The sequence below is a fragment of the Bradyrhizobium sp. i1.15.2 genome, assembly GCF_040548425.1.
Classification (GTDB): domain Bacteria; phylum Pseudomonadota; class Alphaproteobacteria; order Rhizobiales; family Xanthobacteraceae; genus Bradyrhizobium; species Bradyrhizobium canariense.
Genome location: NZ_JBEPRQ010000001.1, coordinates 907,624 through 931,880 on the forward strand (window position 1 = coordinate 907,624; position 24,257 = coordinate 931,880).

Consider the following 24,257-nt stretch of genomic DNA (forward strand, 5'->3'; position numbering starts at 1 on the left):
CGGAGTAGTCGCGGACACATACTCCTCACCCGTCTCCCACAAGGGGAGAGGGGAACGCACCGCCTGCGCGGCAAATCTACTCATGCCGGTGCGCCTGCTTCCGTGCCTTCGCCTGCTTGCTGTCCCCGTCGGGATCATCACCACGCGGCCATAACGCACGCCGCGTTCGGCGATGATGTGGTAGCCCGGATGGAGCGAAGCGCAATCCGTGGCGGCTTCGATACGTGGACAGATCCCGGATTTCGCTCCGCTCCATCCGGGCTACGCGCATCTTACCTCGTTTCGTGAACGGTGCGAGAGAGAGGGCGCTCGCTCACAGCCGCGTTGCCCGCAGCCGCAGCGCATTTCCAACGACGCTGACCGAGGACAGCGCCATCGCGGCCGCGGCGATGATCGGTGAGAGCAGCACGCCGAAGGTCGGATAGAGAATTCCGGCCGCGATCGGAATGCCGGCGGCGTTGTAGATGAAGGCGAAGAACAGGTTTTGCCGGATGTTGCTCATCGTCGCCTGCGACAGTTTTCGCGCCCGCACGATGCCGGTGAGATCGCCCTTCAGCAGCGTGACGCCGGCGCTCTCCATCGCCACGTCCGTGCCGGTGCCCATGGCGATGCCGACTTCGGCTGCGGCCAGCGCCGGCGCGTCGTTGACGCCGTCGCCGGCCATCGCGACGCTGCGGCCGGCCTTCTGCAACTTTGTCACCACCGCGCTCTTCTGATCCGGCAGCACCTCGGCCTCGACATCGGCGATGCCGAGCCGGCGTGCGACGGCCTCGGCCGTGGTGCGGTTGTCACCGGTCAGCATGATGACCTTGATGCCTTCGGCTGCCAGTGCCTTCAGGGCCTCGGGCGTGGAAGCCTTGACCGGATCGGCGATCGCGAACAGGCCGGCAAGCCGGCCGTCGACCGCCATGTTGATCACGGTCGCGCCATCGCCGCGCAGCCGTTCGGCCTCGCCATCGAGTGCTTGGGTGTCGATGCCGATCGACGTCAGATATCTGGCATTGCCGAGCACGATGGTTTTGCCGTCGACCTTGCCGGTCGCGCCCTTGCCCGTCGGTGAATCGAATTGCTCGACCTGGCCCAGCGCGAGCTGCTTCTCCTTTGCGGCGCGCATGATCGCATCGGCCAGAGGATGCTCGCTGGCGCGCTCGACGCTGGCGGCCATGCGGAGGATATCATCTTCCGCAAAGCCGGTGGCCGGCACGATCGCGACCACCTTCGGCTTGCCCTCGGTCAGGGTGCCGGTCTTGTCGACCACCAGCGTGTCGATCTTCTCCATTCGCTCCAGCGCCTCGGCGTTCTTGATCAGCACGCCTGCCTGCGCGCCGCGGCCGACGCCGACCATGATCGACATCGGAGTCGCCAGGCCAAGCGCGCAGGGGCAGGCGATGATCAGCACGCTGACGGCGGCGACGAGGCCGAAGGCCAGCCGCGGCTCCGGCCCGAACCAAGCCCAGGCCGCGAAAGCAGCGACCGCGACCGCAATCACTGCCGGCACGAACCAGCCCGCGACCTGGTCGGCGAGACGCTGGATCGGCGCGCGCGAGCGCTGCGCGTCCGCAACCATCTGCACGATCTGCGACAGCAGCGTCTCACGCCCGACCTTGTCGGCGCGCATGATGAAGCTGCCGGATTGGTTGAGCGTGCCGGCGATCACCTTCGCGTCCGTCTCCTTGGTCACCGGCATGGATTCGCCTGTGACCAGCGACTCGTCGAGCGAGGAACGACCTTCCAGAATGACGCCGTCGACCGGCACTTTTTCGCCAGGACGCACGCGCAAGCGGTCACCGGCATGAAGTGCGTCGATCTCGACCTCGTGCTCGCCGCCGTCAGCATCGACCCGGCGCGCGGTCTTCGGCGCGAGCTGCAGCAGCGCCTTGATCGCACCCGACGTCGCGTCGCGGGCGCGCAGCTCCAGCACCTGCCCGAGCAGCACCAGCACGGTGATGACCGCCGCCGCCTCGAAATAGACCGCGATCGCGCCTTCGTGGCCGCGGAAGGTGGCCGGGAAAATCTGCGGCGCGATGGTGCCGATCAGGCTGTAGACATAGGCAACGCCCGTGCCCATCGCGATCAGCGTGAACATGTTGAGGTTGCGCGTCAGCAGCGACTGCCAGCCGCGGACGAAGAACGGCCAACCGGCCCACAGCACCACGGGCGTGGCGAAGACGAGCTGGATCCAGTTCGACAGCGTCGCATCGATCCAGTTGTGCGGGCCCGCGAGATGGCCGCCCATCTCCAGCACGACGGCCGGCAGCGCCAGCGCGCCGCCGATCCAGAACCGCCGCGTCATGTCGGCAAGCTCAGGATTGGGGCCGGTCTCCAAACTTGCCACTTCCGGCTCCAGAGCCATGCCGCAGATCGGGCAGGTGCCGGGTCCGGCCTGGCGGATCTGCGGATGCATCGGACAGGTGTAGATCGTGCCTGCGGGCATCTCGGGCTGGGGTGTCTTCTCTTTGGCGAGATATTTTGCGGGGTCGGCGGCGAATTTGGCGCGGCAGCCGGCCGAGCAGAAATGGAAGGTCTCGCCATGATGGTCGAAGCGGTGCTTGGACGTCGCGGGATCGACCGTCATGCCGCAGACGGGATCGCGGACTTTTGCCGCGGCGCCGTGGTCATGCGCGTGATCGCCGTGCGCGCCGCAGCAGGACGCAGCCGCGGGCTTGTCGACCGGGGCACCCTTACTGGAACAGCCGCATCCGGAATGTGTTTCCGGCTTGTGATGGTGCTCGTGTTCCGCGTCGTTCATTGCCACGCTCCGGCCTTGCAAATGATACCCCAGGGGGGTATATAGTCCGCATGCGCAAGGACATCAAGGCATCTGTCGGAAAACGTCTCGGCCGGATCGAGGGGCAAGTTCGCGGCCTCTCGAAGATGGTCGAGGAAGACCGCTATTGCATCGACATCGTCACGCAGATCTCGGCGGTGCGCGCCGCGCTGCGCCGGGTCGAGGAAGAGGTTCTGAAAGATCACGTCGCCCATTGCGTCGAGCATGCGATCGCGAGCGGCGACAAGGCCGACCAGCGCGAGAAGATCGCGGAGCTGATGGCGGTGATCGGGCGGGCGGAGCGGTAGGTTCTGCTCGTCGCTCCCTTGCGACGCTCGCACAATTGCGGAGAGGGATGCGCGATATTTCCTCTGGCGTCGTCCTGGCCTAGTGCGCAATTGCGCACGGGAGCCAGGACCCATACCGCGGAATCCATCGAGCTTGCCAGGTAGCCCTACCGAACGACGAATCTTCGCCAAACGTCTCTCTGGGATAATGGGTCCTGGCTTTCGCCAGGACGACGCAGGGCAGTCGAGGCTACGCCGCCCTTTCGCGCGCCCGACCGCGCCGCCTTGGGCGGTCCATGGCCAGCTTCTTCAGCCGCCGGAAGCGCTCCGAGACGGTGATGCGATCGACCCTCTCCGCTGGATGCGCGCTCACTTCTTCAGCCGGAAGCGGCGCCTCTTCGTCAAGCGCTTCAGGAACGAGCGGCGGCGCACTGAACGTTTCTGGAAACACACTGAATGTGCCGGCTACCTCCTCGAGCGGCTTCTGCTTGTCGGCCCAGTGCAAGGCGGTGTAGTCGAAGCCGTGCACAATGGTGGGTTTGACGACCTCGAAATAGGGCGAGATGTCGAAGTCGCGGGGCATGTAGAGCGAGGAATCGCGGATATGCAGGATCTCGCGGCGGGCAGCACGGCTGCCGGCCTTGGTGATCTTCGGCAGGATCGGATAGCGCACGGCGTCGAACGCCTGCGCGATCAGGGCCGAGCAGATGATCTTGGTGGGATCGCCCGAGCCGATCGAGATCATGCGGCGCCGCCAGCGCTGCGGGATCGGCAGCGGAAACAGAAAGCGCATCAGGTCGACGATGTTCTTGGTGTCGTAGCCGAAGCCGATGCGGTTGATCGCATAGCGGCAGACCGTGGTGCGGTCCTCATAGGACAGCCCGACCGGGCGGCAGACGCGGGTGTGATAGGGGAAATATTTCGACAGCGGCGCGGAGGTGACGCCTTCGCCGATATTGGCCTCGATCAGCACGTGCGGCTCGCCGTCGGGCTCTTCCGCGCCCTCGATCGGGCCGACATAGAGTGCGCCGTGGGACCAGGTCGACTGCGTCAGATATTTGATGATGCCGGAGATGCGGTTGTTGCCCTCGACCAGCAGCACGTCGCCGGGCTCCATGATGCCGCGCAGATGCTCGGGGTCGCTCGGCGTGAACGGCTCATAGCCCGGCACCTCCTTCGAGAGGTACGCGGCAATCAGCTTGCCGACTGAATCCAGGACCGTCCCCATTTCAAAACTCCCCCACGGCCTTTTCCGGCCGTCTTTTTCTCTTCTCTACCATGGTCGGAACGTGTTGCAATTCGGTTCATCGCTCCGTGACATCAAGCACGATTGATTCACCATGATGGTTGCCGCGCAACATCAGATACGGCAAGGTTCGCTAGCTGTTCCCGTTTGCTGCAAGTCTCCGGAAACCATGCCATGACAATCACGCGCCGCAGCTTCCTATCGGCGTCGGCGGGCCTTGCCGCGATGCCGGTCCTGCGCGCAACCGCCGCGACCCTGCCGCGCGAGGCTGACATTGTCGTGATCGGCGCGGGCGCGGCCGGAATTGCCGCGGCGCGGCGCATCATGGCGGCCAATCGCAAGGTCGTGGTGGTGGAAGCGGCGTCGCAGATCGGCGGCCGCTGCATCACGGACACGACGACCTTCGACACGCCGTTCGATCGCGGCGCGCGCTGGATGCACAATCCCGACACCAATCCGATGATCCGGCTGGCGCGCAGCGCCGGGCTCGACGTTCTGCCGGCGCCGTCAGGCCAGAAGATGCGCATCGGCCGCCGCAACGCACGGGCCGGCGAGACCGAGGAGTTCCTGGCGGCGCTGGTGCGCGCCAACCGCGCCATCGACGAGGCCGCGCGCGGCAAGCTCGATACCGCCTGCGCCTCGGTGCTGCCGAAGGATCTCGGTGATTGGGCCGGCGCGGCCGAGTTCATGCTGGGCGCGAGCTTCGCCGGCAAGGACCTGAAGGAGCTGTCTGCGATCGACAAGGCGCGGGCACAGGATCGCAACGCCGCGATCGCCTGCCGCCAGGGCCTGGGGACCCTGATCACCAAACTCGGTGAGCAGGCGCCGGTCGCGTTGTCGACGCCGGCGAGCCGGATCGTCTGGAGCAATCGCGACGTCAGCGTGGAGACACAGGCCGGCAGGATCGCCGCACGCGCCGCCATCATCACAGTCTCGACCAATGTGCTGATTTCGGGCGCGATCAAGTTTGGGCCTGACATTCCCAAGCGCACGCTCGATGCTGCATCGAAGCTCACGCTCGGAAGCTACGATCACATCGTGCTGCAACTGCCGGGCAATCCGCTCGGCCTGTCGCGCGACGACATCCTGATCGAGCAGAGCAACTCGACGCGCACGGCGCTGATGTTCGCCAATATCGGCGGCTCCTCGCTGTGTTCGATCGATGTCGGCGGCTCGTTCGGCCGCGATCTCACTCAGCAAGGCGAGAAGGCGATGACGGCCTTCGCCAGAGAATGGATCACGAAGCTGTTCGGCAGCGAAGTCGCCGCGGCCGTGCAGAAAGCGAGCGTGACGCGCTGGAACGCCTCGCCGTTCGTGATGGGTGCGATGTCGGCGGCCTCGCCCGGCGGTCAGCTCTCGCGAAGAATCCTCGCGGAGCCAATCGGCAACATGTTCCTCGCCGGCGAAGCCACGCACGAGACGCTGTGGGGCACTGTCGACGGCGCCTGGGAAAGCGGCGAGCGCGCCGCGGACGCAGCCTTGCGCAAGATCGGCGCGCTGAAGGATGAGCCGGCCGACGTGCCGACGAAGAAGCGCAGGGCGCCGCGGCAATAGGGCAATTGATTCAGCCGTCGTCCTGGACAAGCGCAGCGCAGATCCAGGACCCATTACCCCAGGAAGTCGTTTGGCGAAGAGTTGTGGTTGTCAGTCGCGCTACAAACGCTGACCGGGGTAATGGGTCCTGGCTTTCGCCAGGACGACAATGGATGGCTTACCGCAAAATCCCATCCAGCAGCGGTAGTCCCGCGACCACCGCGATCGCGATCAGCGCGTAGCAAATGGCGCGAAACACCTTTTCGCTGGCACGGCCGAACAGCGACGCACCGAAGGCGACGCCGATCGCATAGACCGGACCGACGATGAGCGAGAGCACGAGCGATTCGCGCGAGATCAGGCCGGTCGTCGCATAGCTGACCATCGAGAAAAAATCCGACGCGCCAAAAAACAGCAAGATGTTGGCGCGCGCGACAATCGGGGCGATGGGACGGCCGAGCCAGTAGCCGACGATCGGCGGGCCGCCGGTCTGGGCGAGGCCGCTGCAGAAGCCGGAGAGGCTGCCGATGCCGACCGAGAGCCAGGCATGGTCCTTGCCGCGATAGCGCCAGCCCGACAGTAGCAGAAGCAACAGCGCGGCGACGAAGCAGGAGATGATCCATCGCGTCGTGACGGGTTCGAGCACGCTGAGGAAATAGGTGCCGACGGGCACGCCGACAAGCGCGCCCAGCACGATCACGGCGGTGGCCTTGCGGTCGGCCTTGCGCCAGGCGTCGGGCAGCAGCGGCGCGGCCGCGACGAAATCGATCACGAGGAGCAGCGCGGCAACCAGACGCGGCGCCGCGATGCTGCTCGCCAGCGGCATGAAGATCAGCGCCGAGCCGAAGCCGGAGAAGCCGCGCGCGGTGCCCGAAACGAAAGCGACGGCGCAGAGCGCCATCGCAATGGTGAGGCTGACGTCCTTCGGAAGAAAGTCAGTGAGACTCATGCTCTATGATTTCTCGAGCATGATCATGCTCTCAAAGTGCCGCCGGTCTTCTTCGTCACCTCCGCCACGATCTTCGCGCCAACGGCCTCGATCTCCTGGTCGGTCAGGGTCTTTTCGCGCGGCTGGATCGTCACCGCGATTGCGATCGACTTCTTGCCGTCGTCGATGCCCTTGCCTTCGTAGACGTCGAACACGTTCACAGCGGTGATCAGCTTCTTGTCGACGCTCTGGGCCGCGCGCACGATGTCGCCGCCCTTCACGGTGCGGTCGACGATGAAGGCGAAGTCACGCGACACGGGCTGAAATGCCGACAGCTCGATCACGGGCTTGGCACGGGTCGGCTTCTTCTTCGCCTCGGGGATGCGGTCGAGGATCACCTCGAACACCATCAGCGGGCCACCGGCGCCGAGCGCCTCGAGCGCGCGCGGATGCATCTCGCCGAAATAACCCAGCACGTTCTGCGGCCCGATCTGGATCGTACCGGAGCGCCCGGGGTGCAGCCAGGACGGGCCGCCCGCGACGATCTGAAGGGCCTGCATCGGTGCGCCGGCGGCAGCGAGCACCGCGAGCGCATCGGCCTTGGCGTCGAACAAGTCAGCCGGCGCCGAACCCGACCAGTGCCGTCCGAGACCCTGCGATGACGCAAAGCCGCGGCGGACGCCGCTTGCCGCCATGAACTGATCCTGCGGGCGATCGCCCTTGAACACCTGCCCGACTTCGAACAGCGCGACATCGCCAAAGCCGCGATCGGCATTGACCTGCGCCGCCGCGATCAGGCCGGCCAACAGGGTCGGGCGCATGTCGGACAAATCCGACGCGATCGGGTTGGCTACCTCGAGTTCGCGCTGGCCGCCGCCGAACAGCTTTGCGGCAGACTTGGTGATGAAGGACCAGGTCACCGCTTCGATGATGCCGCGGCTCGCCAGCGCGCGCCTGGCGCGGCGGGTGCGGAGCTGGAGCGGGGTCAGCACGGGTTTGCGTGCGTCCTCGCCGCGCTCGAACGGCGTCATCGGCACCTTGTCGACGCCGTGGATGCGGACGACTTCCTCGACGATGTCGGCTTTGCCGTGCACGTCGGTACGCCACGACGGCACGGCGACCTTCACGACCGGGCCCGGGCCCGCCATCATGAAGCCGAGATGGGTCAGGATGCGCTTCATCTCCGGCATCGGCACTTCGATGCCCGACAGCCGCTTGACCTCGTTGACCGGAAAATCGATCACGCGGTCGTCGCCGAAGGTCTTGCCGACGACGACGTTCTCCGACGGCGTGCCGCCGCACATCTCCAGCACGAGTTTGGTCGCGAGCTCTAGCCCGGGCACCATGAAAGCCGGATCGACACCGCGCTCGAAACGGTAGCGCGCGTCCGAATTGATGCCGAGCTTGCGGCCGGTCTGGGCGATGTTGATCTCGTTCCACAGCGCCGATTCGATCAGCACGTCCGTGGTGGTCTCGTCGCAGCCCGAGGCCTCGCCGCCCATGATGCCGGCGAGCGATTCGACGCCGTGCTCGTCCGCGATCACGCAGACGTTGGGATCGAGATTGTAGGTGCGGCCGTCCAGCGCGAGCAGCGTCTCGCCGTCACGGGCGCGGCGCACCACGAGATGGCCCTTCACTTTCTTCGCGTCGAACACGTGCAGCGGCCGCGCGCGGTCGTAAGTCATGAAGTTGGTGATGTCGACCAGCGCGTTGATCGGACGCAGCCCGATCGCGGTCAGCCGCTTCTGCAGCCACTCCGGCGACGGCCCGTTCTTCACGCCGCGCACCAGCCGCAGCGCAAAACCCGGGCACAACGTCGCGTCCTCGACCGTGACCTTCACCGGGCAAGGAAATTCGCCCTTGATCGGCTTGATGGTGGGGTCCTTGAACTTGCCCATGTCGGCGGCGGCAAGATCGCGCGCGATGCCGTGCACGCCGGTGCAGTCCTGCCGGTTCGGTGTCAGATTGATCTCGACCACGGGATCGCCGAGGCCGGCCCATGCAGCGTAAGCAGCGCCGATCGGCGCATCCGCGGGCAATTCCATGATGCCGTCATGGTCGTTGGAAATCTGCAATTCGGCCGCCGAGCACAGCATGCCGCGGCTCTCGACGCCGCGGATGGTGCCGACCCCGAGGGTGATGTCCTTGCCGGGAATGTAGGTGCCGGGCGGCGAAAACACGCTGACAAGACCCGTCCGCGCATTCGGCGCGCCGCACACCACCTGCACCGGCGCGCCACCGTCGCCGGTGTCGACCATGCAGACGCGCAGCCGATCGGCATTCGGATGCTGCTCGGCGGAGATCACCTTCGCGATGGTGAAGGGCTTCAGCGCCTTCGCCTTGTCCTCGATGTTCTCGACCTCGAGCCCGATCATGGTGAGCTTCTCGGCAAGCTTATCCAGCGGCTCGTTTGTGTCGAGATGTTCCTTCAGCCAGGAGAGAGTGAATTTCATGGCTGTGTGCCTCGGCTCTTGTCGGTGTTCACTGAGTTGCTTTTGTCGGTGTCAATGTTCCCTCCCCCCTTGTGGGGGAGGGTCAGGGAGGGGGGTAAGCCGCGGGCTCCGGCGGATGCCGCCTGGCGGATTGCCTCAACAACGCCCTCCAGATTTGTCATCACCTGCTCGTTGGTGAAGCGCAGAACCTGAAAACCCTCGGCAGCAAAGAACGCATCGCGCCGTTGATCCGCCTTTTGGCGCTCTTCGAAATCGTGAGATTCCCCATCGACCTCGATGATGAGTTTTGATGAGAAACAAACGAAATCGGCGATGTAGTTTCCGATCGGCGTCTGACGTCGGATGCCGACACCATCCATCCGGTTAGCTTTCAAATACCGCCACAGCAGTGTTTCGGCGCGCGTCATCGCTTGGCGAAGCTGCTTCGCCCGGCTGCGCTGACGTTCGCTCACAACTGCGTGCGGCATCCGCGGCTACCCCCCTCCCTGACCCTCCCCCACAAGGGGGGAGGGAACGGAGAGAGTCTTTGCGTACGTGCGTCCGGGCAAGCCCATCACGAGCTCAGCCCTCCCGCCAGCGTCGGCACTTCGAGCGGCTTGAAGCCGTAATGGGAGAGCCAGCGGACGTCGCTGTCGAACAGCTGGCGCAAATCGGCGATGCCGTATTTCAACATGGCGATGCGGTCGATGCCCATGCCCCAGGCGAAGCCCTGGTACTCGTCGGGATCGATGCCGCAGGCGCGCAGCACGTTCGGATGCACCATGCCGCAGCCGAGAATCTCGAGCCAGTCCTCGCCCTCGCCGAAGCGGATCTCGCCCTTGTCGCGGCGGCACTGGATGTCGACTTCCAGCGACGGCTCGGTGAACGGGAAGAACGAGGGCCGGAAACGCATGTTGATATGGTCGACCTCGAAGAACGCCTTGCAGAACTCGTGCAGGATCCATTTGAGGTGGCCGAGATGCGAGTGCTTGTCGATGACGAGGCCTTCGACCTGGTGGAATTGCGGCGTGTGCGTCGCATCCGAATCGATGCGATAGGTGCGGCCCGGGCAGATCACGCGGATCGGCGGTTTCTGGCTCAGCATGGTGCGCACCTGCACCGGCGAGGTGTGGGTGCGCAACAGCATGCGCGAGCCATCCTCCTTCGGATGGAAGAAGAAGGTGTCGTGCATCTCGCGCGCGGGATGGCCTTCCGGAAAATTCAGCTTGGTGAAGTTGTAGTCGTCGGTTTCGATATCCGGGCCTTCGGCGACCGAGAATCCCATATCGGCGAAGATCGTGGTCAGCTCGTCCCAGACCTGGCTCAGCGGATGGATGCGGCCGGCTTCAGCCGGCGCATCGCGCAGCGGCAGGGTGACGTCGATGGTTTCCGACGCAAGCCGCGCGTCGAGCGCCGCCGATTTCAAGACGTCGCGCCGCGCGGCGAGTGCCTCGGTGACCTTGTCCTTGGCCTGGTTGATCGCAGCACCTTGGGTCTTGCGTTCGTCCGGCGACATTTTTCCGAGCGTGGCAAGCAGCGCCGAGATCGAACCCTTCTTGCCGAGGGCTGCGACGCGCACCGCTTCGAGGGCGGCCTCGTCGCCGGAGGCGGCGATCTGGTCGAGGATGGATGTTTCGAGCATTGCGAGGTCGGACACGGTCAAATCCCTGCTGCCAAATTCGGCTGGGTTGTCGCCGCCCGAAGGCCGTAACGTCAAGCGAAAAGCCGGTGATTCGGGCTGACGAGCGGCTGGGTTGAACCTCGCGCGGGAGGCTGGCACCAAGGAGGATATGAGGAGACTTTCGCGATGCTCTCAAGATCCGGTCTGGCTGCTCTCGCTGTCGTTCTCTCTGTCACGAGCACCCCGGCGCGCGCCATGGTCTGCATGGAGAAATCCATGACGCTGGACGAGGTCGTCGACACCATCGGTGCCCAGAAGGGCTGCGAAAGCGCGATGAAAGTGTTTCAGGATTGCCAATTGACCGCGAGCGGCGATGTCCAGCTCGGCGCCGCCGTCGAGAAGAAATGCGAGGCGGACTTCATGCCCAGCCTCAACAGTGCGCGGAAACAGGCTTACCAACGCGAGATGCGCGTGTGCGACCGGAAGTACCGGAATAAATCCGGCACCATGTATCTGTCATTCACCGCATTCTGCCGGGCGGAGATCGCCCAGCGCTACTCGCAACGCGCGCTGAAGGCCGGCGGAGCCGGCCGTTAGGCTTCAGGCCGCCAGAGCGGCTTTGGCCTTCTCGGCGATCGCCTGGAACGACGCGGGCTCGTTGATCGCGAGATCCGACAGCACCTTGCGGTCCACGGTGATCCCGGACTTGGCCATGCCGTCGATAAAGCGGCTGTAGGTCAGGCCGAACGGACGCACGGCGGCGTTGATGCGCTGGATCCAGAGCGCGCGGAACGTCCGCTTCTTGCGCTTGCGATCACGGAAGGCATACACGAGAGCCTTCTCGACCGCCGGCTTGGCGGTGCGGATCGTGTTCTTGCGGCGGCCGCGGAAACCCTTGGCGGCCTTGTAGACTTTCTTGTGCTTGGCGTGGGCGGTCACACCGCGTTTGACGCGAGCCATGACAAATATCCTTCAGAAGTGACTTGATGTTCGGATCGCCGCGAAAGCTGCGGCGCGGGTGGCAATGATCGTGGACGCGATCAGGCGTTCGGCAAGAAGTACTTCTTGACGTTGTCGCCGTCGGTCTTGAACAGCACGGCGGTGCCGCGCAGCTGCCGGATCTGCTTCTTCGTCCGCTTGATCATGCCGTGCCGCTTGCTACGATGCGCGAACATCACTTTGCCGGTGGCAGTCACCTTGAAGCGCTTTTTAGCGCCCGATTTGGTCTTCAGCTTGGGCATTTGGCTCTCCTAATGGCCATAGAAATCCGCCCGCAAAGGCGGCTGGCCGTCAAAATGCTCGTTAGAGCGTTGATTGTGCTCAGGTTTTACGAACAAGCGCGAAACCCGCACGGACACCGCCACGGCAGCCCTTAATCAGCCGGGCAATGAAGGCTGGGCTTATGACAGAGGACGGGCGAATTGGCAACGATGAACCGGCGGAACCTAGCCGCCGACTATCCGGAATTGCTATCTTCATGTCCGGGCCGTGTCGCCCGGAGCAGGACCAGAATGCCCCATTTTTCCCAATCGCTTCCGTCTTTGACTGATTTCGCTCGTCCGCGCCGCCTGGCGCTGTTGGCCGTGCTCGCCATGGCTGCGTTTCCCTCGACTGCCGATGCGCGCATCCGCGGCTATGACGGAGTCTGGAACGTCACCTTCGCCACCACCCGCGGCAATTGCAGCTCCGGCTACAGCGTTCCCTTCACCGTCGCCGGCAGCCGGGTGTCGTCCGCCGGCGGTGGCCGGGTCTCCGGCAAGGTCAATCGCAGCGGTACCGTCGCGGTCCAGGTCTCGGTCGGGGCGTCCCATGCCAGCGGCGGCGGTCGGCTTGCCGGCGTGAACGGCGCCGGTTCGTGGAGGGGTATCATCTCCGGCGATCAGTGCAGCGGCACCTGGCAGGCGACGAGGAGTTAGTCGCCAAGCATTCGATGCGCTCCCTCCCCTTCTTCCTCGGCCAAAACAAAACGGCCCGCCGGAAGGCCGGACGGGCCGTTGAACTCTCAATCCTGAACAACTCGCGTCAGCGCGGCGCCAGCACCATGACGACCTGACGGCCCTCGAACCGCGCGTCCTGCTCCACCTTGGCGAGCTCGGCGACGTCGGTCTTGATCTTGTCGAGCAGCTTGGTGCCGATCTCCTGGTGCGCCATTTCGCGGCCGCGATAGCGCAGGGTGATCTTGACCTTGTCGCCTTCTTCGAAGAACCGCTGCATGGCGCGCATCTTCACTTCGTAATCGTGGTCGTCGATCATCGGGCGGAGCTTGATCTCCTTGATCTCGACGATCTTCTGCCGCTTGCGGGCTTCGGCGGCTTTTTTCTGCGCGGAATACTTATACTTCCCGTAGTCCATGATCTTGCAGACGGGAGGGCTGACGTTCGGCGAGATCTCGACCAGATCCATGCCGGCTTCCTGGGCCAGGCGGATAGCCGCGACGGTCTCGATGGTGCCCTTGTTGTCACCGGTCTGATCGATCAGCTGGATCTGCGCATTGCGAATGTCGTCATTGATGCGCGGCCCGTCTTTGGCGGCAGTGGGCGGGGCTTTATTGGGACGGCGAATGGGTGGTTCTCCAAAGTTATGAAAAGAGGCGGCTATTTTGCAGGAAGATACGGTTGCCGGCAAGCAATCGCTCGTGCGGCGGTCGAAAAAGCCTCAAATGCGAGGCATTTTGGCCACGGCGGGGCACGCAGAGGGACATAGACACCTTGCTTCCGTTCCGCAAGCGTCCCAAAGGGCAAATGCCGACGTCCGGCTGCGCTGCGGAGCGCGTCCGGACAGCTCAAACTGCACAGCCAGAGTAAACGTTCCATGACCCCTGCAATTCCCGATGCCGTGCTCGACTTCATCGATGTGGGCGAGGGCCCGTCCGCACGCCGGATCGCAGTGCGCCGCCGCGCGACGCAAGAATCTGGTCAAGAATCTGCTCAAGGACCGGGGCTGGTCTGGCTCGGCGGGTTCAAATCGGACATGCGGGGCAGCAAGGCCGTGGCGCTGGACGAATGGGCCCGGGATCACGGCCGTGCATTGGTCCGGTTCGATTATTCCGGCCACGGCGAATCCGGTGGCGATTTCGCCGACGGAACCATCGGGCGCTGGCTCGAGGAAAGCGTCGCGGTGTTCGAGCGGTTCTGCGCCGGCCCGCAAGTCCTGATCGGCTCGTCCATGGGCGGCTGGATGGCGCTGTTGCTCGCGCGCGAAATCAAAAAGCGGCAAGAGACACAGCAAGCCAAAGCCTCGCTGGCGGGCCTGGTGCTGATCGCGCCGGCGCCCGATTTCACCGAGGAGCTGATGTGGAAGAATTTTTCGGCCGCGGTGAAGAAGGAGATCGAGACCAAAGGCGTCTGGCTGAGACCATCGGATTATGGCGACGGCTCGCCCTATCCGATCACGCGGAATCTGATCGAGGAGGGGCGCAACCATCTCGTGCTCGGCAGCGCCATCGACCTCGGCTGTCCCGTTCGCATCCTGCAAGGAGCGCAGGATCCTGACGTGCCCTGGCAGCACGCGTTCGCGCTGACTCATCGCCTGCCCGCCGACGATGTCGTGCTGACCATGATCCAGGACGGCGATCACCGCCTCTCGCGCCCGCAGGACATCGCCCGCATTCTTGCCGCGGTGGCCGAGATCGGGTGAAATCGCGACCTAGCACTCGGTGTCGTCGCCCGACTTGATCGGGCGATCCAGTATTCCAGAGGCGCTCGTGCTCAAGCCGAGAAGCCGCGGCGTACTGGATGCCCCGGTCACGCCCGGGCATGACTGAGAATGGGAGGGGAGAATCGCCGATGACCACCACCGCCATGCTGCGCGCCTTCTGCGACGCGGTCGAACAACGCAACGGAAAAGCCTTCGCTGATCTCTTCACCGAGGACGGCGTCTATCACGACGTGTTCTATGGCGCCTTCGCCGGCCGCGAGAAGATCGCCGCGATGATCGACGACTGGTTCTACCGCACGGCGACCGACTTCCGCTGGGACATGCACGACCCGGTATCGAACAGCACCACGCTCTATGCGCGCTACACGTTCAGCTATCGCTCGACCTTGCCGGAGGCGAATGGCGCGCGGGCGATGTTCGAGGGCGTGGCGATCATGACGCTTCGAGACGGCAGGATCGTCAGCTATCACGAGGTCGCGAACACCGCGCCGGCGTTTGTCGATTTGAAGTTTGCACCTGATAGAATCGCGAAGATCGTCGCCAGGCAGGGCGCGGAACTCAAGGCGCGGCCGGAAATGCAGCGGCACTTGGGTTAACCGTCGTTGTTGCGCACCTACCGCTTCGACGGGTTTACCATCGGCTTGCGCTGCGCCAGCGCCGCAACTGTGGCGGTGCCGATCGGGCCCGCTTCATCGTACAGCCAGCACTCGCCGATCGCCACACCATCGGTGGCCTGGTGGTTCACGACGTCGAAGCCGATCCAGTTCGTCACCGGCAGGCGGTGCAGATAGATCGTGACGTCGCTGTTGATGTAGCCGAGCCCCTTGTCGCCGGCGTTGGCGAACGGACTGGCGAAGTCCGCGCCGGTAGCGACACGGACGAACGGCGTCATCGGCACGCCCGCGACCAGCTCGCGCACCTCGCTCATCCAGAGCTTTCGTGGCCCGAGCGAGCCCATGTGGCCGACAATCGGTCGCGTGGTCCATTTGCCGTTCATGCCGAGCCTGGGATCGGTCGGCTTGGGAATGTCGGCCGGCTTCGGCACGTCCCAGTTCGGCGGCGACCAGACATTGCCGTCCGGATTCTGCGTTCGCCGCAACAGCTGGCACGAAGCGCGCGCCATGCCGACGCCGCCGGATAAGAACTCTGCTTCCACGACGCGGATGCGCATCCCGTCGCGCACCAGACGTGTCGTCATCTCGATCGGCTTGTCGATGGTCGGAAGCCGAAACATATCGACGGTCAGCCGCGCCGGCACGAATTCGGGGCCGGAATGGCGCTCCTCGATGGCGAAGCCGAGCAGGCCGATGATGACGCGTCCGTGCAGCGATTTCGGATCCCACGGGCCGTTGGCGACTTCCGTCGGATGGAATGTGTCGCCGTCGCGGGTGAAGAAAGGCATGTTTGTCATGACGCGCGACTTTGCGGGAAGCTGCGGGGAAATCAAGATGCTCAATCCTCATGGTGAGGAGGCGCGAAGCGCTCTCATCACAACAACGGTGTCATCGCCCGGCTTGACCGGGCGATCCAGTACTCCGAGACGGCTGTGGTTCAGTCGAGACGCCGCGGCGTACTGGATGCCCCGCTTTCGCGGAGCATGACAGCGGAGGAACTAGGAGGCGGTGCGCCACTCCTCATGCACGCTTTCGTCGCGCTCGCCAACAATCGCATTCGTCCTGATCGTTTCGAACTCATCCCGCGGCATCAACTGCCCTAGCGCCCACACCGCAGCCCCGCGCACCAGCGCGCTCTCATCCTCCAGCAATCGCCGCGCCTCGTCCGCCAGTGCCGCATCGCCGGAGTTGCCGATCGCGATCAGCACGTTGCGCAAAAAGCGCTCGCGGCCGATGCGCTTGACCGGAGACTTCGTGAACAGCGCACGAAACGCAGCGTCGTCGAGCCGTGCGAGCTCGGCGAGACCCGGCGCGCGCAAAACGTCACGTGCGGCGAGCTTGGCCTCGCGGCCCTCCTGCGCGAACTTGTTCCAGGGGCAGGCGGCGAGGCAATCATCGCAGCCATAGATGCGGTTGCCGATGTTTTTGCGAAATTCGCGCGGGATCGGTCCCTTGTTCTCGATGGTGAGATACGAGATGCATCGCCTTGCATCGAGCCTGTAGGGCGCGGGGAAGGCGGCGGTCGGGCAGATGTCGAGGCACGCCCGGCACGAGCCGCAATGATCGATCTCGGAATCGTCGCGCGGCAGTTCCAGCGTGGTGTAGATCGCGCCGAGAAACAGCCAGGAGCCGAATTCGCGCGAGACCAGATTGGTGTGCTTGCCCTGCCAGCCCAGATACGCGGCTTGCGCCAGCGGCTTCTCCATCACGGCCGCGGTGTCGACGAACACCTTCACTTCGCAAGGCTTCACCTCACAAGTTGAGGTCGCGACCAGCCATCGCGCCAGTGCCTTCAGGCGCTTCTTGATGAGGTCGTGATAGTCGTCGCCCTGCGCATAGACCGAGATCGCCGCGCGCGTGCGCTGTTGCAGGATCGCGAGCGGATCCTGGTCGGGGCCGTAGTTGACGCCGAGCATGATGACGCTGCGCACGTCCTGCCACAGCCCGCGCGGATCGACCCGGCGCTCCGGCTGCGCGGCGAGCCAGTCCATGTCGCCATGGCCGCCGGATGCGATGAACTCGAGGAAATGTTTTCCGGCGCTTTCGATCGTGCCGGGCTCCGTGATGCCGATGCAATCGAAGCCGAGCGCACGTGCCTCGTTTGCAAGCGCCGTCTTCAGTTCGGTCGGATCGGAATTCAGAAGTCGAGGTCCACGTAGGTCCGCGACGCCGGCACGCCGGCCAGCCATTCGCTCAACAGCGGACGGAACGACGGGCGGGATTTCACCCGTGCGTACCACGCCTTTGCCGCGTCGTCCTCGCTCCATGGCACGTCGCCCAGATAGTCGATCGCCGAGAGGTGCGCCGCGGCGGCGAGATCCGCGTAGCTGAGCCGGTCGCCGGCGAGGAAATTACGCGTCTGCGCCAGCCAGCCGATATAGGCCAGATGATAGCGCACATTTGCCTTGGCGGCGCGCATCACGTCGGCCGAGGGCGGTCCGCCGCCGTTGTCCTCGCTCATGAAGCGCTTGTAGATGCGCTCGGTGACGAGCGGGTGAGAGACTTCCTCGAAAAACTTTTCGTTGAACCAGGCCATCAGCCGGCGGACCTCGACGCGCTCGCCGATCGTGTCCGGCATCAGGCGCTTCAGTCCCATCTCGGAGCCATAGGCCTCGTCGACATATTCGGCGACGATCGCCGCGCCTGGGATCGGCGGCTGCTCGTCGTCCACCAGGACGGGCGTCGTGCCCGCCGCATTGAGCAGCAGAAATGCTTCGCGCCGCTCCCAGCTGCGCTCTTCGATCAACTTCAGCTCAAGCCCGTATTCTCCCGCGATCAGGCGGATGAACCGCGAGTGCGGGCAGAACGGATGATGAAACAGCGTAAACATGAAGCCTTTGACTATGTGATGGTGCTTAAGAATCCATCAATGTTTTGTGCGGCGCCACACTAGTCATTCAAAACCGCGAAGCAAGGGCGCGACGCCGCATTTTGCGATTGCAGCAAGGGAGCGGATGGGCGAGAAGATCCCCGCTTTTCCAGCCGAAATGGACCGTAAATATGTCAGATGCAATCCGGGCAGTGATCCTCGGCATCATCGAGGGTGTGACCGAGTTCCTTCCCGTGTCCTCGACAGGCCATTTGCTGCTCGCGGAACGCTTCTTCCATCTCGGCGAAGGCGCGTTCTGGGATTCGTTTACGGTCCTGATCCAGCTCGGCGCGATCCTCGCGATCGTCGTGTTGTACTTCAAGAAATTGTGGGACGTCGCAATCGGCATGTTCACGGGCGACGCCTATGCACGCCGCTTCGTGCTCGGCGTGCTGGTGGCGTTCCTGCCCGCGGTCGTCGTCGGTCTCGTCGCCGGCAAATACATCAAGAGCATGCTGTTCAATCCATGGGTGGTGTGCTTCTCGCTGATCGTCGGGGGCGCCATCCTGCTCTGGGTCGATAAGCTCGATCTCAAGGCGCGCGAGCACGACGCCACCCGGTTTCCGCTGCTGATGTATCTCTATATCGGCATCGCGCAGTGCATCGCGATGATCCCGGGCGTATCGCGCTCCGGTGCCAGCATCGTCGCGGCGATGTTCCTGGGGGCCGACAAGCGCGCGGCGGCGGAGTTCTCGTTCTTCCTCGCCATTCCCACCATGATTGGCGCGTTCGCCTACGATTTCTACAAGAACCGCTCCGAGATGACGATGGACCACATGGGCATCGTCGCGATCGGCTTCGTGGTGTCGTTCGTCACCGCGATCATCGTGGTGAAGACGTTCCTGGAATACGTCACCCGCCACGGCTTCGTGGTGTTCGCCTGGTGGCGCGTGATCGTCGGCACGCTCGGCCTGATCGCGCTGGCGCTGGGGCGGTAAACTTCCGAGGACGTCGACGCGCTAAGAAGCGGAGATTCTCGCGACTGTGAGATTCGCACCAAGCCCGCGGTGCACTCCCTCGCCCCGTTCTTACGGGGAGAGGGTTGGGGTGAGGGGCCTCTCTCCACACGTGAGATCGCGGTGGGACCTGTACCCCCTCACCCGGATCGCAAGGGCGATCCGACCTCTCCCCGCAAGCGGGGAGAGGTGAAAAATACCTACGCGCTCTTGCGCTGGAATTGCCCGGCGGCGCGGAAGCGCCAGAGATATTGCGGGGCGATCGCTTCAAGCGAGTCGGGCGTGATGCCGAGGCCTTCCAGCGTTAGCCCAGCGGCCTTCGCCGCGTCCGACACCACATTATCGCGCGCGAGCAGCGTGACCTGGTCCGGCGTCAGCTTCAGCGCGCCCGGCGCGAATTGCAGGAAATTGGCCTTGAAGCGGGCGAGGCCAAACGGCAGCGGCATGAGCATTCGCTTGCGATCGGCGATCTCGAGAATGGCCTCGATGATCTCGCGCATGGTCAGCACTTCCGGTCCGCCGAGCTCGTAGGTCGCGCCCGCCTTGGCCTTGCCGTCGACGGCATCCGCGACCGCGGTGGCGACGTCGCCGACATAGACCGGCTGCATCCTGGTTTCACCGCCGATCAGCGGCACCACCGGCAACATCCGCGCCAGCGCCGCGAAGCGGTTGGTGAACTGGTCCTCGGGGCCGAACATCACGGAGGGGCGGAAGATCGTCGCCGACGGCACCGCGGCCAACACCGCCGCTTCGCCAGCCGCCTTGGCCCTGGCATAGCGCGAGGGCGATTCCGCGTCGGCGCCGATCGCCGAGACATGGATCAGGTCTGCCCCAGCGGCCGCGGCCGCCTTGGCGACGGTCTCGGCGCCCTTGGCCTGGACGGCATCAAAACTCTGCGCGCCGCCCTCGGCGAGGATGCCGACCAGATTGATCACGACATGCGAATCACGCAGCGCCGCCTCGATCGAGGCCGGATAGCGCACGTTGGCCTGCACGGTGTGGACCTGCCCGACCTTGCCGGAGGGCTGGAGGTACCCGGCCAGCTCCGGCCGCCGCACCGCGACCCGGATCCGGTAGTCGCGCCGGCACAGCGCGCGGACGACATTCCGGCCCAAAAACCCCGATCCGCCGAAAACCGTGACGAGCGTGTCCAGATTCGATGCCATGGGATCCATTCCTGGGGTCCGTTCCTGCGGGAAGAGTGCGTCTCGTCAGGCTTGTATCGGGCCGGTTTGCGATGCGCAATCCGCATCCCGAAGCGGGGTTCAAGCATGAATTGACAACCGCGTCACCGAACCGTAGTAACCGCCTCCGTGCCTAACCGGCATGCCCAGGTGGTGGAATTGGTAGACGCGCTGGCTTCAGGTGCCAGTGGCTTAACGGCCGTGAAGGTTCGAGTCCTTTCCTGGGCACCATCTTTTCCCTAAGCGATTGAAATTGCTTGTCGGGCTATCTGCCCGACGTTGAGCAAGCGGCGATCGCGAACTACTCCTCAGGGAACAGCAACGCCTCGTAGTCGAGCGCGCCGTGGAGGATGTGAATGATCTCAACCGCGTCGTCACCCACACGATAGAAAATCAGAAATTGACCGAACGGACGCCTGCGCACGCCAAATTGCTCGTAGCGCGGCACCAAGGGATAGGCGCGTGGGGCGTCCAGCAAAGACTCACATTTTTCTCGCAGCGTGCGAACGAGCTTGAGGGCGCTCGCAGGACTTTGCTCCGCGACATACGCCACGATCTGTTCGAGATCGGCCTCTGCCTCGGCGCTGACGGTGAGGATCACTTGCCGTCCGTCTGGACCGCCAATCTGGCTTCGAGCCGATCGAACACGTCAGAGCCCGCTCTGGTCCGGCCTGCGTCGGCATCTGAGAGTCCGCGTGCAATCGAAGCGTCCAGGGCGGCCAGCCTGGCCTCTCTTTCCTGGACGAGGCGTACGCCCTCACGCAGCACCTCGCTCTTGGAATGGTATCGACCGGACGCCACGAGCTCGTTCATCACGCTCTCGAGCGTCTCTCCTAAATCGGCGCTCACAGCCATACCGGAACCTCCGTTCGACCTCTAATAACTATTATTGGACGCTGGAATTTTCAAGTCTAAACAGCTGCTTGAAAGCTTCGGAAGCCCGCCCTCCAGCCGAATTTATTCCGCCAAACCCCTCGATTGCACGATCCGAATTTACCCCACTTTAGACAAACTGGCCCTAAGTCAGCCGGCAGGCTCGCATCCGGCCGTCGGCGAGCGCGGAGCCATCGGGCTCGCTTTGTCGTGAGGGAAGCGGTGGATCAGCACCAAGTCTGGCACGAGCCGGCATTCGACAAGGTTGCGAACGCGATCAGCCCGTTTTTCCTGAGGTCGGGGATTTATCTGTTCCTGATCTCCTTCATCTGCCTGTTCTACGTCTTGAACGCGCCGCTTCTGCTCGGTCACTACGATTTGGGCTGGCATCTGGCGGCCGGAGATCTCATCCGGGAACGCAACGCACTCCCGCTCGAGGACCCATGGTCGTTCACCCATGGCGACAAGCCATGGCTCAATCTGTCCTGGCTCTGGGACGCGCTTGCCAGTGCGACATTTCAATACGCAGGCTTTGGCGGCCTCGTCCTGCTGACGGTGGCCTGCGGCGCGGCGATCGTCGGCATCCTGACCGCGATCTCTCTCGGCTACGGCGCGTCGGCGATCGCCGTCTGCGTTTCGGTCTTCTTGGCCTGCCTGCTCTATCCCGCATACGAAGCCTCGCCGAACATGTATCTCGCGGTCTCGCCGAATACATGCACGATGTTGTTCTGCGTCGTCTTCTATCGCGAATGCCTGAGACGAACGCGATGGTTCGTGCTTCCCCTGTTGATGGTGCTCTGGGCCAATCTGCACGGCGGTTTCCTGCTCGGCTTTTTCGTGATCGGCGTCTTCTGCGGCGCCGCCGTGCTTAGAGGGGCCTGGGCCGACCTCAGGATCCTTGCTCTCGCGGGCATCGCGTGCCTTGCCGCGACCTTCGTCAATCCGCTCGGCTGGAATATCTATGCCGGTGCCGCCGCAACGATGGGGCACTTCGTCCAGGGCAATATCGGCGAATGGCTGTCTTACTATCACAACATGGAAATGCCGGGCAGCATTCCCGGCATCCTGTACATGTTGGCCTTTGTCGCGCTCGAGCTCCGCTACAGAAACTCCAGGCCCATCCCGCTCGAGCCGAGATTGATGTCCTGGCTGTTCCTGATTCTGGGGCTGTATCAGTTCAGGTACATCGCTTTCTTCTTCATCTTCTCGACCGCACCGATGGCGCTTCACCTCAGCCGCTTGCTGCCTCGGCGTCTCACTGCGCTTGACGTGCGTGGACCGTTGCTGGCCGCGGGCATCGTCGGTCTCGGCACCCTGCCGATTGTCTATTTGCGCGTTGCGCCGGCGCTCGCGCTTCCGCCGATGCTGTCGAGCGAAGATGCCGGCTACCTGCGAGAGCATCTCGCAGGTCGGCGGGTCCTGAACAATTGGAACGTCGGCGGCTACTTGATTTTCGCGACGCACGGCACGGTCTCCCCATTCGTCGATGGTCGCGCCGCGACCGCCTATCCGGACGATTTGCTGCGCGACTATTTCAAGCTGGTGAGCTGGGAGATCGACGAAGCCGCGTGGGACATGGTGCTCGATAAATACCGGATCGACGCCGTGCTGTGGGTCAAGGCGCACGAACAGCTGCGGCAGTTTCTGGTGAAGCGGCGAGGCTGGCGCGAGCAATACACCGGCGCTTACGAGACCGTTTACGTCAGGCCCCACTCCGGTTTGGCCGGCGACACCAAACGACAATGACCACCAGCGCCGCGGCTCTGCCCGACATCGCGCCCGCCGTCAGAGCCGAGAGCTTCGCGATGCGGTACGGTGCCTTGTGCGCATTGCTGCTGCTGGCTGCGGCAGTCCGGCTGCCGCTCGCCTTCTGGCCGAACATCGTTCACGTCGACGAGCTGTATCAATATCTCGAGCCGGCCTGGCGCCTGCTTGGTCACCAGGGGGTCGTCACCTGGGAATGGCGCGACGGTATCCGGAGCTGGTTTCTGCCGACCTTGTTCGCAGGGCCGGTCGCTCTGGGGGACTGGCTTGCGCCGGGCGGGTGGGGCGCCTTCGTCGTGCCTCGCCTGGTGGTCGGGCTTGCCTCGTTGTCGATCGTCGTGACGGCCTGGCATTTCGGCGAACGCATCTCCAGATCGCATGCCGTCGTCGCGGCGTTTGCCGCCGCGGTCTGGTTTGAGCTGGTCTACTACGCGCCCCACACGCTGAGCGAACCGCTGGCGACGGCCGTGATCCTGCCGGCGGCCTATCTGCTGACGGGCGAACTCGCGCGAAACCGGCTCTTCACCGCAGGCGCACTGCTTGCTCTCGCCTGTGTCTGGCGCTTTCAATATGTACCGGCTTGTGCGGTGTTTGCGTTGGCGGCGTGCTGGCGCGACCTGCGAAACGCGATTGCGCTGGTCGCGGGCGCTTGCATCGTCCTGGCGCTGTCCGGCGCCCTCGACCTGGCCCACGGCTCAGCGCCGTTTGCGTGGCTCGTCCGGAATATTCAGCAAAACCTCCTGCATGACCGGGCATCGGAATTCGGTGACGCGCCGGCGGCCGCGTACGTTCTGCAGGCTTCAATTCTGTGGTCGGGCGCGACGCTGCTGATGCTGCTGGCGCTCTGGCGCGGCTGGCGACATGCCCCCCTGCTGATCGTCGCGGCCGTCGTGAACGTCGCGTTTCACAGCATGATCGTGCACAAGGAATACCGTTTCATTTTCCTGTCGATCGCTCTGCTGATCATCGCGGCGGCGCTTGGCTCCGCCGATTGGGTCGAGATGATGCGCCGGCAAAGCGCGTGGCGCTCCCGGGCACTCGCCGTCGTATGTGGCGGCTGGCTGCTGCTCTCGCTCGGTCTGTCGGGCGCTACGCTCATCATGCGTGACAACTGGATGCGCGGCATCGGCGTGGCCCAGTTGATGGCGGAGCTCGAGGCCGATCCTGAAGCCTGCGGTCTGGCCCTCTACGCGATCAACTATCCCTTTGTGCCCGGACGTGGGCAGCTCGCGGCCCGCCGGCCGATCTATTCCTTTTATCGGGACGACCCCCTGGCCAAGGGGCGTCTTCCAGCTATGGTGCAGACGCACCGGGCCGGGTTCAACCGCATCATCGGGCCGGCGAGCGTGGCCAGCGAATTGCCGGCGGATTTCTCGCAACGAAGTTGCGCGATGATGAGCGATGACAAGCCGGCCTGCGTCTTCGCGCGGCGCGGCGCTTGCGATGCGCCCGCCAGCCCGTTCGCCACCAACGACGTGCTCGTGCGCCTGAATTACTAGCCGCGCCTGATGCTTGCGCCGGCGGCT

General features: G+C 64.3%; 24 protein-coding genes and 1 tRNA gene. 10 read left to right on the forward strand and 15 right to left on the reverse strand.

Annotated features, from left to right (window positions below; translation table 11 throughout):
• Positions 1 to 313: 313 nt before the first annotated feature.
• Positions 314 to 2,749, reverse strand: a complete 2,436-nt coding sequence (locus tag ABIB80_RS04245; RefSeq protein WP_007598519.1) for a heavy metal translocating P-type ATPase — start codon at positions 2,747 to 2,749, stop codon at positions 314 to 316.
• A gap of 50 nt (positions 2,750 to 2,799) precedes the next feature.
• Between ABIB80_RS04245 and ABIB80_RS04250 the strand changes: the two genes are divergently transcribed.
• A complete protein-coding gene (locus ABIB80_RS04250) occupies positions 2,800 to 3,075 on the forward strand; it encodes a metal-sensitive transcriptional regulator (RefSeq protein ID WP_007598521.1) in 276 nt (91 codons plus the stop codon).
• 229 nt (positions 3,076 to 3,304) lie between these two features.
• Here ABIB80_RS04250 and ABIB80_RS04255 read toward each other — a convergent pair whose 3' ends face one another.
• Positions 3,305 to 4,282 carry a YiiX/YebB-like N1pC/P60 family cysteine hydrolase gene (locus ABIB80_RS04255; RefSeq protein WP_007598522.1) on the reverse strand — a complete coding sequence of 326 codons (978 nt, stop codon included), beginning with the start codon at positions 4,280 to 4,282 and terminating at the stop codon, positions 3,305 to 3,307.
• A 192-nt stretch (positions 4,283 to 4,474) separates the two neighbouring features.
• On the opposite strand from ABIB80_RS04255, the gene ABIB80_RS04260 reads away from it, so the two are divergent.
• Positions 4,475 to 5,854 carry a flavin monoamine oxidase family protein gene (locus tag ABIB80_RS04260; protein ID WP_354127086.1) on the forward strand — a complete coding sequence of 460 codons (1,380 nt, stop codon included), beginning with the start codon at positions 4,475 to 4,477 and terminating at the stop codon, positions 5,852 to 5,854.
• A gap of 157 nt (positions 5,855 to 6,011) precedes the next feature.
• On the opposite strand, the gene ABIB80_RS04265 is transcribed toward ABIB80_RS04260, so the two are convergent.
• The 4 genes from ABIB80_RS04265 to pheS all read right to left on the reverse strand — a co-directional run bounded on the left by ABIB80_RS04265 (position 6,012) and on the right by pheS (position 10,850).
• Positions 6,012 to 6,782, reverse strand: coding sequence for a sulfite exporter TauE/SafE family protein (locus ABIB80_RS04265; protein WP_007598526.1), 771 nt, complete (start codon positions 6,780 to 6,782; stop codon positions 6,012 to 6,014).
• Positions 6,783 to 6,805: 23 nt separating this feature from the next.
• Positions 6,806 to 9,214: a phenylalanine--tRNA ligase subunit beta gene (gene pheT / locus ABIB80_RS04270; RefSeq protein ID WP_007598528.1), complete on the reverse strand. Its 2,409-nt coding sequence runs from the start codon at positions 9,212 to 9,214 to the stop codon at positions 6,806 to 6,808.
• Positions 9,211 to 9,681, reverse strand: a complete 471-nt coding sequence (locus ABIB80_RS04275; RefSeq protein ID WP_007598532.1) for an endonuclease domain-containing protein — start codon at positions 9,679 to 9,681, stop codon at positions 9,211 to 9,213. The genes pheT and ABIB80_RS04275 overlap by 4 nt, the downstream gene beginning before the upstream one ends.
• 86 nt (positions 9,682 to 9,767) lie before the next feature.
• Positions 9,768 to 10,850, reverse strand: a complete 1,083-nt coding sequence (gene pheS / locus ABIB80_RS04280) for a phenylalanine--tRNA ligase subunit alpha (RefSeq protein WP_035995359.1) — start codon at positions 10,848 to 10,850, stop codon at positions 9,768 to 9,770.
• A 150-nt stretch (positions 10,851 to 11,000) separates the two neighbouring features.
• Between pheS and ABIB80_RS04285 the strand changes: the two genes are divergently transcribed.
• Positions 11,001 to 11,411, forward strand: coding sequence for a hypothetical protein (locus ABIB80_RS04285; protein WP_354127087.1), 411 nt, complete (start codon positions 11,001 to 11,003; stop codon positions 11,409 to 11,411).
• A gap of 3 nt (positions 11,412 to 11,414) precedes the next feature.
• Here the strand turns inward: ABIB80_RS04285 and rplT are convergent, their stop codons facing one another.
• Positions 11,415 to 11,774 carry a 50S ribosomal protein L20 gene (gene rplT, locus ABIB80_RS04290; RefSeq protein ID WP_007598538.1) on the reverse strand — a complete coding sequence of 120 codons (360 nt, stop codon included), beginning with the start codon at positions 11,772 to 11,774 and terminating at the stop codon, positions 11,415 to 11,417.
• A gap of 80 nt (positions 11,775 to 11,854) precedes the next feature.
• Entirely contained in the window at positions 11,855 to 12,055 is a 201-nt protein-coding gene (gene rpmI, locus ABIB80_RS04295; protein ID WP_007598540.1) for a 50S ribosomal protein L35, read from the reverse strand.
• Positions 12,056 to 12,325: 270 nt separating this feature from the next.
• Here rpmI and ABIB80_RS04300 point away from each other — a divergent pair, with 270 nt between their 5' ends.
• Positions 12,326 to 12,730, forward strand: a complete 405-nt coding sequence (locus ABIB80_RS04300; RefSeq protein ID WP_007598546.1) for a hypothetical protein — start codon at positions 12,326 to 12,328, stop codon at positions 12,728 to 12,730.
• A 106-nt stretch (positions 12,731 to 12,836) separates the two neighbouring features.
• Here the strand turns inward: ABIB80_RS04300 and infC are convergent, their stop codons facing one another.
• Positions 12,837 to 13,376 (reverse strand): translation initiation factor IF-3, encoded by a 540-nt coding sequence (gene infC / locus ABIB80_RS04305; protein ID WP_085349942.1) that lies wholly within the window; start codon positions 13,374 to 13,376, stop codon positions 12,837 to 12,839.
• 249 nt (positions 13,377 to 13,625) lie between these two features.
• On the opposite strand from infC, the gene ABIB80_RS04310 reads away from it, so the two are divergent.
• Together ABIB80_RS04310 and ABIB80_RS04315 are read left to right on the forward strand one after the other, a co-directional pair.
• Positions 13,626 to 14,450 (forward strand): alpha/beta hydrolase, encoded by an 825-nt coding sequence (locus ABIB80_RS04310; RefSeq protein WP_354127088.1) that lies wholly within the window; start codon positions 13,626 to 13,628, stop codon positions 14,448 to 14,450.
• A 149-nt stretch (positions 14,451 to 14,599) separates the two neighbouring features.
• Positions 14,600 to 15,067 carry a nuclear transport factor 2 family protein gene (locus tag ABIB80_RS04315; RefSeq protein ID WP_007598549.1) on the forward strand — a complete coding sequence of 156 codons (468 nt, stop codon included), beginning with the start codon at positions 14,600 to 14,602 and terminating at the stop codon, positions 15,065 to 15,067.
• A 17-nt stretch (positions 15,068 to 15,084) separates the two neighbouring features.
• Here ABIB80_RS04315 and ABIB80_RS04320 read toward each other — a convergent pair whose 3' ends face one another.
• From ABIB80_RS04320 to ABIB80_RS04330, 3 genes are all read right to left on the reverse strand, one after another.
• Complete coding sequence (locus ABIB80_RS04320; protein WP_035993858.1) at positions 15,085 to 15,882, reverse strand: acyl-CoA thioesterase domain-containing protein; 798 nt, start codon at positions 15,880 to 15,882, stop codon at positions 15,085 to 15,087.
• 201 nt (positions 15,883 to 16,083) lie between these two features.
• A complete protein-coding gene (gene queG / locus ABIB80_RS04325; protein ID WP_007598552.1) occupies positions 16,084 to 17,274 on the reverse strand; it encodes a tRNA epoxyqueuosine(34) reductase QueG in 1,191 nt (396 codons plus the stop codon).
• Positions 17,223 to 17,915 (reverse strand): glutathione S-transferase family protein, encoded by a 693-nt coding sequence (locus tag ABIB80_RS04330; protein ID WP_007598553.1) that lies wholly within the window; start codon positions 17,913 to 17,915, stop codon positions 17,223 to 17,225. The genes queG and ABIB80_RS04330 overlap by 52 nt, the downstream gene beginning before the upstream one ends.
• Before the next feature lie 170 nt (positions 17,916 to 18,085).
• Here ABIB80_RS04330 and ABIB80_RS04335 point away from each other — a divergent pair, with 170 nt between their 5' ends.
• On the forward strand, positions 18,086 to 18,892 hold the full coding sequence (locus ABIB80_RS04335) for an undecaprenyl-diphosphate phosphatase (RefSeq protein WP_007598554.1): 807 nt from the start codon (positions 18,086 to 18,088) through the stop codon (positions 18,890 to 18,892).
• A gap of 218 nt (positions 18,893 to 19,110) precedes the next feature.
• Here the strand turns inward: ABIB80_RS04335 and ABIB80_RS04340 are convergent, their stop codons facing one another.
• On the reverse strand, positions 19,111 to 20,076 hold the full coding sequence (locus ABIB80_RS04340) for a complex I NDUFA9 subunit family protein (protein WP_007598555.1): 966 nt from the start codon (positions 20,074 to 20,076) through the stop codon (positions 19,111 to 19,113).
• 162 nt (positions 20,077 to 20,238) lie between these two features.
• Here ABIB80_RS04340 and ABIB80_RS04345 point away from each other — a divergent pair.
• Positions 20,239 to 20,325: transfer RNA gene (locus ABIB80_RS04345), tRNA-Leu, on the forward strand.
• Between the two features lie 70 nt (positions 20,326 to 20,395).
• Here the strand turns inward: ABIB80_RS04345 and ABIB80_RS04350 are convergent.
• Together ABIB80_RS04350 and ABIB80_RS04355 are read right to left on the reverse strand one after the other, a co-directional pair.
• A complete protein-coding gene (locus ABIB80_RS04350) occupies positions 20,396 to 20,695 on the reverse strand; it encodes a type II toxin-antitoxin system RelE/ParE family toxin (protein ID WP_354127089.1) in 300 nt (99 codons plus the stop codon).
• Entirely contained in the window at positions 20,692 to 20,949 is a 258-nt protein-coding gene (locus tag ABIB80_RS04355; protein ID WP_007598561.1) for a type II toxin-antitoxin system ParD family antitoxin, read from the reverse strand. The genes ABIB80_RS04350 and ABIB80_RS04355 overlap by 4 nt, the downstream gene beginning before the upstream one ends.
• Before the next feature lie 240 nt (positions 20,950 to 21,189).
• Here ABIB80_RS04355 and ABIB80_RS04360 point away from each other — a divergent pair, with 240 nt between their 5' ends.
• Together ABIB80_RS04360 and ABIB80_RS04365 are read left to right on the forward strand one after the other, a co-directional pair.
• The gene (locus ABIB80_RS04360) at positions 21,190 to 22,713 is read left to right on the forward strand and encodes a hypothetical protein (RefSeq protein ID WP_007598563.1); all 1,524 of its coding nucleotides are present in this window, start codon (positions 21,190 to 21,192) and stop codon (positions 22,711 to 22,713) included.
• Complete coding sequence (locus ABIB80_RS04365; protein WP_007598564.1) at positions 22,710 to 24,230, forward strand: glycosyltransferase family protein; 1,521 nt, start codon at positions 22,710 to 22,712, stop codon at positions 24,228 to 24,230. The genes ABIB80_RS04360 and ABIB80_RS04365 overlap by 4 nt, the downstream gene beginning before the upstream one ends.
• Positions 24,231 to 24,257: the final 27 nt, after the last annotated feature.

Bases quoted from the DNA above. Each gene is read 5' to 3' on its own strand.
- ABIB80_RS04245 (WP_007598519.1), bottom strand. From the start codon at position 2,749: ATGAACGACGCGGAACACGAGCACCATCACAAGCCGGAAACACATTCC.
- ABIB80_RS04250 (WP_007598521.1), top strand. From the start codon at position 2,800: ATGCGCAAGGACATCAAGGCATCTGTCGGAAAACGTCTCGGCCGGATC.
- ABIB80_RS04255 (WP_007598522.1), bottom strand. From the start codon at position 4,282: ATGGGGACGGTCCTGGATTCAGTCGGCAAGCTGATTGCCGCGTACCTC.
- ABIB80_RS04260 (WP_354127086.1), top strand. From the start codon at position 4,475: ATGACAATCACGCGCCGCAGCTTCCTATCGGCGTCGGCGGGCCTTGCC.
- ABIB80_RS04265 (WP_007598526.1), bottom strand. From the start codon at position 6,782: ATGAGTCTCACTGACTTTCTTCCGAAGGACGTCAGCCTCACCATTGCG.
- pheT (WP_007598528.1), bottom strand. From the start codon at position 9,214: ATGAAATTCACTCTCTCCTGGCTGAAGGAACATCTCGACACAAACGAG.
- ABIB80_RS04275 (WP_007598532.1), bottom strand. From the start codon at position 9,681: ATGCCGCACGCAGTTGTGAGCGAACGTCAGCGCAGCCGGGCGAAGCAG.
- ABIB80_RS04285 (WP_354127087.1), top strand. From the start codon at position 11,001: ATGCTCTCAAGATCCGGTCTGGCTGCTCTCGCTGTCGTTCTCTCTGTC.
- rplT (WP_007598538.1), bottom strand. From the start codon at position 11,774: ATGGCTCGCGTCAAACGCGGTGTGACCGCCCACGCCAAGCACAAGAAA.
- rpmI (WP_007598540.1), bottom strand. From the start codon at position 12,055: ATGCCCAAGCTGAAGACCAAATCGGGCGCTAAAAAGCGCTTCAAGGTG.
- ABIB80_RS04300 (WP_007598546.1), top strand. From the start codon at position 12,326: ATGCCCCATTTTTCCCAATCGCTTCCGTCTTTGACTGATTTCGCTCGT.
- ABIB80_RS04310 (WP_354127088.1), top strand. From the start codon at position 13,626: ATGACCCCTGCAATTCCCGATGCCGTGCTCGACTTCATCGATGTGGGC.
- ABIB80_RS04315 (WP_007598549.1), top strand. From the start codon at position 14,600: ATGACCACCACCGCCATGCTGCGCGCCTTCTGCGACGCGGTCGAACAA.
- ABIB80_RS04320 (WP_035993858.1), bottom strand. From the start codon at position 15,882: ATGACAAACATGCCTTTCTTCACCCGCGACGGCGACACATTCCATCCG.
- queG (WP_007598552.1), bottom strand. From the start codon at position 17,274: ATGGCTGGCCGGCGTGCCGGCGTCGCGGACCTACGTGGACCTCGACTT.
- ABIB80_RS04330 (WP_007598553.1), bottom strand. From the start codon at position 17,915: ATGTTTACGCTGTTTCATCATCCGTTCTGCCCGCACTCGCGGTTCATC.
- ABIB80_RS04335 (WP_007598554.1), top strand. From the start codon at position 18,086: ATGTCAGATGCAATCCGGGCAGTGATCCTCGGCATCATCGAGGGTGTG.
- ABIB80_RS04340 (WP_007598555.1), bottom strand. From the start codon at position 20,076: ATGGCATCGAATCTGGACACGCTCGTCACGGTTTTCGGCGGATCGGGG.
- ABIB80_RS04355 (WP_007598561.1), bottom strand. From the start codon at position 20,949: ATGGCTGTGAGCGCCGATTTAGGAGAGACGCTCGAGAGCGTGATGAAC.
- ABIB80_RS04365 (WP_007598564.1), top strand. From the start codon at position 22,710: ATGACCACCAGCGCCGCGGCTCTGCCCGACATCGCGCCCGCCGTCAGA.